The organism is Paenibacillus sp. J31P316 (genome assembly GCF_056269105.1).
This window is the reverse complement of record NZ_JBWDNI010000029.1, coordinates 23269-33353: the sequence shown is the minus strand read 5'-3', so window position 1 is coordinate 33353 and position 10085 is coordinate 23269. Positions and strand designations below refer to the sequence as shown.

General features: G+C 53.1%; 5 protein-coding genes. All 5 read right to left on the bottom strand.

What is annotated here, in order from left to right; genetic code table 11:
* On the bottom strand, positions 1-2082 hold a 2082-nt coding region (locus AC0YNU_RS32740), incomplete at its 3' end, for an S-layer homology domain-containing protein (protein WP_475764208.1).
* Between the two features lie 117 nt (positions 2083-2199).
* On the bottom strand, positions 2200-3747 hold the full coding sequence (locus AC0YNU_RS32735) for an alpha/beta fold hydrolase (RefSeq protein WP_475764206.1): 1548 nt from the start codon (positions 3745-3747) through the stop codon (positions 2200-2202).
* Positions 3748-4209: 462 nt separating this feature from the next.
* Entirely contained in the window at positions 4210-5250 is a 1041-nt protein-coding gene (locus AC0YNU_RS32730; RefSeq protein ID WP_475764203.1) for a lactonase family protein, read from the bottom strand.
* A 100-nt stretch (positions 5251-5350) separates the two neighbouring features.
* A complete protein-coding gene (locus AC0YNU_RS32725; protein WP_475764201.1) occupies positions 5351-6466 on the bottom strand; it encodes a peptidylprolyl isomerase in 1116 nt (371 codons plus the stop codon).
* Complete coding sequence (gene mfd / locus AC0YNU_RS32720; protein WP_475764199.1) at positions 6453-9980, bottom strand: transcription-repair coupling factor; 3528 nt, start codon at positions 9978-9980, stop codon at positions 6453-6455. The genes AC0YNU_RS32725 and mfd overlap by 14 nt, the downstream gene beginning before the upstream one ends.
* Between the last annotated feature and the right edge of the window lie 105 nt (positions 9981-10085).

The window sequence follows — 10085 nt, the reverse complement described above, 5'->3', positions numbered from 1 at the left end:
TGCATCAGCCAATTTCGCTACCAAGGCTTCCTGGGTGAAAACTGTTGCGATTACTTTATCTCCCCAGTATAAGCCCTTTTGGCCTGTTGCCAAAGCCGCGTTCATCAAGGCCTCAGGGTCGCCTTTAAATGCTGCTGGTACATAGAAGGCGATTTCATACGCCCCGGTAGGAATGGTGTTGCCGCTCTTTGTCAGTACACGGAATGGATCCGCATCATTTACAGCTGTCGTTTCAAAACCGATTGCGATCGTATTTCTACCTTCGGTTGGAGCTGTAAGGTTGAATACGGTGTTCGTAATCGTTGCTCCCGCTGCACCGTCTTGCAGATACACACCATACGCACTTCTCTTGGCGCTTGTTGCCGTAATTGTTGCACGGTCTAGTTTCAATGCTGCTCCTTGTTGCACGGTGATCCCTACTGCATTTGCTTCAGGAGAAGTCTGGGTGTTACTGGATACGAACTTAATATTCTTTGCGGTCAGCTTGTTGGAGCTTACCATTACGACGTAGCTTTCATTGTCCGTCGCGTTCGCTACGCTTCTTGTAAGCGTATAGCCGTTACCATCGATTGTCACATCTCTGGTTACATTTAAATAGGAGTCTAATGCAATGTCTGCTCCTAATTTAATTGTACTTACATTTGCATCTGCTAAGGCGTCTTTAAGTTCCTTTTCAGTTGTGAAACCATCTGCTACGATTACTCCGCCACTTCCACCACTTCCGCCACCGCCGCCTGGTGCCGTCGGCAAAATAACGTCATCCTTCTTCAGACCGCTCAATTCGCCTGGAGCTTGCGTAAACGATGAGCCCTGCGCACCATCATTAGCCGTCACTTTGCTGATTGTGCCAGTGCCGATCATTTTCGTTACTGCATCCAGAATCAATTGCAGCACTTTAGCCTCTTGGGCAATTTCGATCTCATTGTTACTGGCTCCGGCCGTGGTAGCCAAGTGCTCAATAGAGCCCTGCGATAGCTTCACGCTGATTTGAGTCGAGAATACGTTTACGTCCTCGAATGTTCCAACCAGGTTAACCGTAGAATCCTTTGGAAGTTCTTTAGCCAGCTCGACGTCCGTGAACCCGTTGCCCGTTACGCCGGACTCTTCCAGCTTGGCAGAGGATTGAATGACAACGCTGCTTGCTTGAGTCGAACCTTCGGCAACGATTCGAACGGTACCGTCCGCTTTGTTGACTACGATTTTGACCAGTACGGAATCGACGAAGTGAACCGAGTTCGCGCCGCCGCCGCGCACGTAAGTCGTTCCTTTTACTTTCACGTTCTTGAGCGTTACGTCGCCCTCTCCAATGCCTTCTGCAAGAACAAGATCGCCATCGATCTCGACGTTCTGCAGCGTCACGCCTGCAGCGCTGATTACGACAGTGCCTTTAATGACTTCAGGCGCAGCTTGATCAGCCGGTCCATACACGCCAGCTTTATCATACGTCACGGCTGCCGTTGCTTTCTTAGCATCGTAACCGTTTTGAATCAAGACAACCGCTTCCGCTCTTGTCATTGCCCGCTTAGGAGCGAGCTCGCCGCCCGGTAATCCGTTCATGATTTTTTGTTCGATCAGCGCCGCAAGGCTTTCCGCGCTCCAAGCTGCTGCCTGATCCTTGTCCTTAAATACGGCCAGAGAACTTGTAGAACCTGCCGTCAGTTTAAGCGCACGAGCAATCATGACTGCCGCTTCTTGACGTGTTACCGCATCGCCAGGATGCACCATGTTGTCGCTCGAGCCAACGATGTAACCGGCTTTTACCGCTATTGCGATATCGGAGTAGGCCCAGTTCGTAGCTACAAGGTCTTTAAAGTTAATGGCAGCCGCCTCTTGGAAAGCAAACAACCTATTAATCATCGCCGCGAATTCCGCGCGCGTTACCGATGCGTTCGGACGAACCGTGCCATCGTCAAAACCTTTCAAATTTCCTGCTTCAATCCATTGCTCGATTTGCTTTTGTGCCCAGTGACCGTTAAGATCCTTGAATGATTGCGCCGATTGCGCTGCGAATGCCGAAGCCGGACTTAAAGCCAGCGTCAACCCTAGTAAACCAACTGTAGCTTTGCGTAACTTGCGACTCATAGTTCTCCTCCATTATGACGAATTATTCATAGGTCTAGTAACCTATGAATTAAAAAACTTTATAGTCATAATTATACAATTTTCGCAGTTACACTAACGTTACGCTATAATTCGCCATTAAAAATGGTTCTTTTTTCCTCCAACTTTAGCCTGAAGAATGCTGTCCATCAGCTTAACCGCTTGTCTGAACAGCTCGTCTCTATCCGGCTGGTACCTATGGGCAATATTCATAAACTGCATACTCGCGCGAACGTTCCCGCGCTTCTCCTCTAGGTCGGCAGCTTCAATAGCGAGATCGACAATTTGCGACTCCATATTATTTTTGATGTCGATAATCCAGTCGTCATACATGCCCGGCAATAGCGTCGCAGGCAGCGCGTTCATCATATTGCGGCAGAGCTTGAGCTTGGTGCAAGGATCATCTTCACTTTGCGCAGCGCGAATGTCCTCCCATAATTGAAGGATATCCGATTGAATGATCGCTTCGATTCGAATATTCTCTTTATCCATTACCAGGACGGCAGTATCATGCCCATCCGATCGATCCGCTTCAAGCAGTTTCTTCAAATGATTTAAATAAACCTTCAGATTGCTTAACGATTGTTTGACGGGCTTATCAGGAAAAAGCTCATCGCAGATCTGTTCTCTTGTCGCGTTCTCGTTCAGTACCAAGAATAGCAGCAGGCTTTTCGCATATCGCTGATTCCAACCTTCAAATTTCTCTTCCCCATTAATAGTTACCCGGAAACCGGAAATGAAATTCGCCTGCACCCAGCTCTTCGACTCCAATTCCTTCATTCCGCGATCGAAAACTTCCTCATAATAAGCCATCATGTGAAGCTCCGCTTCCTCGATCTCCATGGAATGTACTTCGTTTGACTGATAATCCTTTATGAAGGTATCCATCCAATCGGCAGTTATCGCAGGCTGATCCAAAAATACAGCGCTCGAGGATTGAGGGACGATTAAGAGGCGCGATAAATGAAGCGGACGAAAAGCAAACGCATAGGACGCTAAATTACGCCTGTCCTTGTCCCCTACCAGCGTTAACGTCGGATGCTTAATCGTTCGATAATAGTTTTCGGAGGCAGTCCCCATATAAAGCTCCAATAGAGTCAAGTAATATGCAGGCACTAGATGCGCATATGCATTTACGATCTCTTGAAAAGCGTGGCTATTTGCCGGCAAACCCGTAATTTTATTGGCCAAATCATGCGCAAGTTGTTCCATGGAATAATTGCGGAGCATGGATGTTCTAGCTTGTACCAATTCAGCGAACAGTTCTTTGGGGTAATACGACACTGGCGTGAGCAATACGAGACTTTTCACCCGCGCCTCATGATGAATGCTATATGTAATAGATAGATTGGCGCCAAACCCATAACCTACCATATGAAACGAATCTATCGCCAAATGAACTCTAAGTTGTTCAATATCTTCTACTAGCGTGTCCCAGCAAGAGGCTCCGCCCCCCCATTCCGATTGCCCGTGACCGCGCAAATCGAACGTAATGATTCTATAGTTCGGAGTTATGTAGGGTAGTATCGAATCCCATACTTTCATATTCAATCCCAGACCGTGCACAAAAACAAGCGTCTCCGCGGCCGAATCGGAGCCATGCACTTGATAATGCAGCCGGATACCGTTCGTCTCAAGGAAAAACATGGGTATCACTTCCGTTTCATTTATATAGATTAAAGGATCATACGAATCTTCGTACCATCCGTAGCATGCCTGAACATAAATTCTCCCACAAACTTTTGGATGGATCTATCTAATATTCCAAACATTACAGGTAATACGGTACCATATTAGCGAGGCCAAAAGTAGTGGTTAAATTTCCAATTCTATATATGAGCGCAGTGACTGAACAATAAAACAAACAGCCTTTCCGGGCGCTCGTTTGGATGCGATGAGGGCAGGATCTGATTAATCGCCGCTTGCGGAGCTGCCAAGCTCAGATCTTCCGGACATATCAGCGTATCCATGCCGGTTTGACCCGTGATCCCTTTCGACAGTCAGGTTATTCACACCATAAAAAGCCGAAGCACGCCGCCTCGAAAGGCCGTGCTTCGGCTCCAGTCTATTCTATGATTATATCAATCAGTCCGTTAGCGAAAGCTAATCCTATTGAAAAACGATACAAACCGGCTTCACCGACTCATAAGCCTCACCTGCAGCCGTCAAACGCCCCGACTCCCGATCAATGCGGAACGTGACAATCCGGTCGCTCTCTTGATTCGCCGCGAGTAAGTAGCCGCCATCCGGCGAGATTGCGAAGTTGCGCGGCGTCCTTCCGCCGCTTGGCACGATGTCGATCAGCGCGAGCTGCCCGTCCGGCAACGTCCGATACGCGGCAAGGCTGTCATGTCCCCGGTTAGACGCGTACAGGAACTGGCCGTCCGGCGTGAGATGAATGTCCGCGCAGGTGTTCTCGCCCTCGAAATCATCCGGCAAAGTGGAGATCGTCTGCAGCAGCGTCAGATCGGACGTCTCAGGCGCGTAGCGATACGCAACGATCGTGCAATCCAGCTCGTTGACCACATAGAGCACGTCTCTGCCAGCATTGAATGTCATATGACGCGGTCCCGCTCCAGCGGCAGATCGGGTCACATGATGCTTGACAAGCTTTTGCACCTCGTGATCAATCCGGTAATGAACGATCTCGTCGGTACCCAGATCTGCAACTAGGACAAAACGGTTAGCTTTATCCAGAATGGACGAGTGGGGATGCGGCGCCTCCTGCCTGTCTTCACGCGGCCCCCGACCTTCATGAGCGATATGATCGGCAAGCTTCAGCGCACCATCATCCTGAACGGCGTACAGGCTAATCGTACCGCCTGAATAATTCGTCACCGCCAGGAGCCGTTCAGTCGCATCGAGCGCAAGGTGGCATGGTGATCCCCCTAAGGTAGATACTTCACTAATAAGCGTCAGCGCACCATTATCTGCATGAATCTCATAGCTGTAGACGCTCCCCGGCTCCGCGCCCGTTTCGCTGACGACGTAAAGCCGCGTTCCTGCGTGATTGAGCGCGATAAAAGAAGGATGATGAATGCCCGCGAGCCCGGATCGCTCTGTCAGTCGACCGTCCTGCAACCCCATCGCCTTAATGCCCTCCTGTTCCTTCGCACCATAGGATCCCGTGTAGATAAGCTGCTGTCCCATTGATTCGTCCTCCCCATATTTTGATAAAACAAAACCCAGCCGTTTCGGGCTGGGCTTGTCTGTGCGGCAATGCTGCCCCTACCCGATGGTCCCCGATTGCTTACTTGCTCTCGGTTTTGTTATCGTTCGTGGCTGCATCGTCTTTCTTATCGGTGCCCGTATTCGTCGCACCGTTCTTGTTCGTATCTGTATTCGTGCCTGTTCCCGCGTTGGAACCGTCCGCTGGAGCGGCTGCTTGCGGCAGATCGATCTTCGTGATCAGCTTCGGCAGATCAGTCGTCATGAAGGCTTGCAGTTTGGCCGAAGCAGCCTCCTGCTTGAGTCCTGTTTTGTCAGCCTCGGTCAGCTTGTCAAACGGCGTCGGCGTACGTTTCTCGACTTTCATGACATGGTAGCCGAACTGCGACTGCACAGGATCGCCGACTTTGCCGATCTCCTGCTTGTTGGCCGCGTCCTTGAACTCTTGCACCCAGCCTTTAGCCTGCTGGTTCTCGTACAGGCCGCCATTGTCCTTGGAGCCGTCGTCTTCGGAGTATTGCTTCGCGAGTTCTTTCCAGTCGCCGCCGGCATCAAGCTTCGCTTTGACTTCCTTCGCGATTTTGAGCGCATCCTCATCCTTGCGTTTCTCGGCGCCCGTCGTCGGGTCGACCGTGGAAATCAGAATGTGGCGAACGCTGATCATATTGTAGTCGTCCTTGGTCGTGTCGAATTGCTTCTGCACGTCCGCGTCCGTCACTTTGCTCTCTTCGTCCTTCATAATGGTCGTGATCATCGTATAGAAGTAACGGATGTCCGCTTCTTTCAGGCCGGCGTCATCCACCTTCTTCTTAAGCGTCGCGTCGGCATCGATTTGCGTCTTCACTTGCGTGTAGAAGCCGTCGATACCCTTCTGGTCCTCATCGCTAAGCTTCTTGTCCGCCAGGGGCTTGTACAACACTTTATAGCCAATATACTCGCGGAGGAACTGCTCTTGCAACTGCGGGATGCTCAGGTACATCTCCGTCTGCGGCTGTACGATACCGAAGAACGTGGAGTACTTCTTGAACTCCCCCTCGGTGACGGTACCGTCTTTGTAGGTCGCGATCGTTTTTCCGCCGCCCGCTCCCGGAGCAGAGGACTCCTCCTTCTTCTTACCGCAGCCCGCCGCAAGCACGACGACGAGAACAGCGGCAAGCGCAAGCAGGATCATTCTTCTTGCCTGTTTAGTGCGTAACATCCTGTAGTTCCCCTTTCGATTGAATGGTGTCTTTATAATGCGTCAAAAACCGTTCCAGCAGTTCAAGCTTCTGTTCCATGGACAACCCCTTGCCGCGCAGCTGCACGAGCGGTCCTGTCTCTTGTCCCGCCGCACGCGCGAAGCGATTCTCCAGCTGGAGACAGAGTCGGTCCACTTTCTTCACATCAAACCGTTTCTTCTCCCGCTCCGCAAACCTCAGGGTAATGTCTTCGCCCTTGCCGCCGATCTGCTCGATGCCGCAAACGGCGCCGAATACTTTGAGACGGGCAACGGAGAGCAGATTATCTACCGACTGCGGCAAATCGCCAAACCGATCGACAAGCTCGTCGCGCAGGTCGTCCCCCTCTTCGAAGGTGCGTACCGCGGCGACTTTCTTATAAATCTCTATCTTCTGTATGCTATCGTAAATATAGGAAGACGGCAAGTAGGCATCAATGCTCATATCGATGACCGTGCTCACTTCCTTGACCGGCTCTTCGACGGCGCCGCCCATTTCCGCCTTCCGCTTGGCGATCTCGTCAGCCAGCATTTGCGAGTACAGGTCGAAGCCGACGGACGCAATGAAGCCGTGCTGCTCCGCCCCGAGCAGATTGCCCGCTCCCCGGATGGACAAGTCGCGCATCGCGATTTTGAAGCCGGAGCCCAGCTCCGTGAATTCCTTGATCGACTGCAGCCGTTTTTCCGCTACCTCCGTCAGCACTTTGTCCCGCTGGTAAGTAAAGTACGCATAGGCGATCCGGTTGGACCGTCCGACGCGGCCGCGCAGCTGATACAGCTGGGACAAGCCCATTTTGTCCGCATCATGCACGATCAGCGTGTTGACGTTCGGTATATCGACGCCTGTCTCGATAATGCTGGTACTCACCAATACATCGGATTCGCCGTCGAGGAAGTCGAGAATCGTCTTCTCCAGCTCCTGCTCGGACATCTGGCCGTGGCCGACGGCCACCTTCGCATCCGGCACCAGAGCGTTGATCTGCTCCGCCATCTGGTAGATCCCCTGTACGCGGTTGAACAGGTAGTACACCTGACCGCCGCGCGCCAGTTCGCGCTCGATCGACTCGCGGACGAGCGACGGACTGTATTCCACGACGTACGTTTGCACCGGGAACCGGTTCTCCGGCGGCGTCTCGATAACCGACAGGTCACGCACGCCGAGCATGGACATATGAAGCGTCCGCGGAATCGGGGTCGCCGTAAGCGTCAGCACGTCGACATTCGTCTTCAGCCGTTTCAGCTTCTCCTTATGCGACACGCCGAAGCGCTGCTCTTCGTCTACGATAAGCAGTCCGAGATCTTTGAAAATCACATCCTGCGACAGTATCCGGTGCGTGCCGATGACAACATCCACCGTGCCGGCCTTGAGGCCTTTCATCGTGGCTGTCTGATCCTTCTTGTTCCGGAAACGGCTAAGCACCTGCACATTGAACGGGAAGCCCGAGAACCGCTCGCGGAACGTCTCGTAATGTTGCTGCGCCAGAATCGTCGTCGGCACCAAGATGGCCACCTGCTTACCCTCGATCGCCGCCTTGAAGGCTGCGCGTACTGCCACCTCGGTCTTGCCGTAACCGACGTCGCCGCATAGCAGACGGTCCATCGGACGAGGGGTCTGCATATCCTTCTTGATTTCGGATATCGCCCGCAGCTGATCGACGGTCTCGTCGTAAGGGAACATCGCTTCGAATTCCTGCTGATACGAGGTATCCGCACCGAAGCCGAAGCCGGTCGTCGCCTGCCGCTCGGCATACAGCTTAATCAGCTCGTCGGCGATATCCTTCACCGACGACTGCGCCTTGCTCTTCACGCGCGTCCATTCGCTGCCGCCGAGCTTGTAGACCTTCGGTTCCTTATCCTCGTTGCCCACGTATTTCTGAATGAGATCAATCTGCTCGATCGGTACGGACAGCTTATCGCCGCCCGCGTACATAATATGCATGTAGTCCTTATGGATGCCGGCAATCTCCAGCGTGCCGATGCCCATGTATTTGCCGATGCCATGGTTCTGATGCACGACATAGTCGCCGACCTTCAGCTCGGTATAGCTCTTAATCCGCTCCGCATTGTCCATCTTCTTGTCGAGGCGGCGCGCCTTGCGCTGCTTCTGCGAGAACATCTCGCCTTCTGTAATGACGATGAGATGCACGGACGGCAGCTCAAACCCGCTCTGCAGGTTGCCTTCAATCAGCATTGGCGGCTCGATGCCGTAGTCCTGCAGCACCCGGCGCATCCGATCCATTCGCTCTGCGCTTCCGGCCAGCATCATAACGGTCGCGCCCGCTTTGCGCCAGCGCTCCATTTCGGCCTTCAGCACATTCATTTGGCCGTGGAAATTTTGCATCGCGCGGCTGACGACATTCAAGATATTTTGCGGCTGCGTATGCGGGATCTGCCGGAGGAAGAGCGATAGGAACAGCGTCGGAAACGGCCGGTGAAACAGGACGTCGTCCGATGGGCGCGCCAAAGCCAGCGAAGGCAGCGCCTTGCCGTTCGTCATGAGATGCGTCGACCATTCTGCCTCGTCCCGCTCCAGCTGGCGGCCGGTTTCGATAAGACGGGTCGGCTCGTCGTAGATCAGCAGCGTGTCATTCGGTACATAATCGAATAAGGTCTGACGTTCAGGGTAAAGCAGCGATATATATTTATAGATCTCAGGGAAATACTGATGCTCCCGCAGTTTCTCGATCTCCGAGCCGATCTCAGCGCGCAGCCGGTCCTTGGCCGTGCGGTCGGTCATCTTCTGCAGCTGTTGCTCCAGCAGCTCCGAGGCGTGCTGAGTCGCGTTCTCGAACCGGCGTCTGTCCGCCGTCAGCTCTTGGCATGGCGGAACGCTGTACGCCTCCAGCTTTTCGATCGAGCGCTGGTCGGAGGAATCGAACGTCCGGATGGAGTCGATTTCGTCGTCGAACCATTCCACGCGGTACGGATGCGGGGATGTGAGCGGGAAGAAATCGACAATGCCGCCCCGAACGCTCATTTCCCCTTTGCCCTCTACTTTATCGACGCGCTCGTAACCGAGCTCTACCATTTGCCGTAAAAACGCTTCCAATGCTAGCGTCTCGCCGACCTTCAGCGCAATGCGCGCATTCGCCATGACGCTGCTCAGCGGCAGAAACCGGCGCACGCCGGAGAAGGGAACGACAACAATCCCGCGAAAGCCTTGCGACAGACGGATAAGCACATCCATCCGCTGCGCGAGCGTTTCCGGGCTCGATATGGCCGCTTCGGCAGCGACAAGCTCATTGGCGGGATAGAGCAGTACCTCGCCAGGCGACAATAACTCCACCAAATCCTCCGCAATCTTCTGCGCCGCAAACATGTTGTGGGTCACGACGAGCACAGGACGGTCGAATTCCTGCTTCAAGGCGGCGATCATAACCTGCCGTGAGGAGCCGGCCAGCCCCGATATGAGCTGCTCGCGCATCCCTTTCTTGATTCCAGATACGACCGAGACAAAGTCAGTATCCGCGGCATAAGCTTCCAGTAATGCTTTCAAGTTAGCGGCACCTCGTTTCTTTCCAAACCGATCCGTTCCATTCTCTTTGACGGCGTTGCCTGATGAAATGGCGAGCGCCGCCCTGTGGAGGCGGTGCACGTTTCA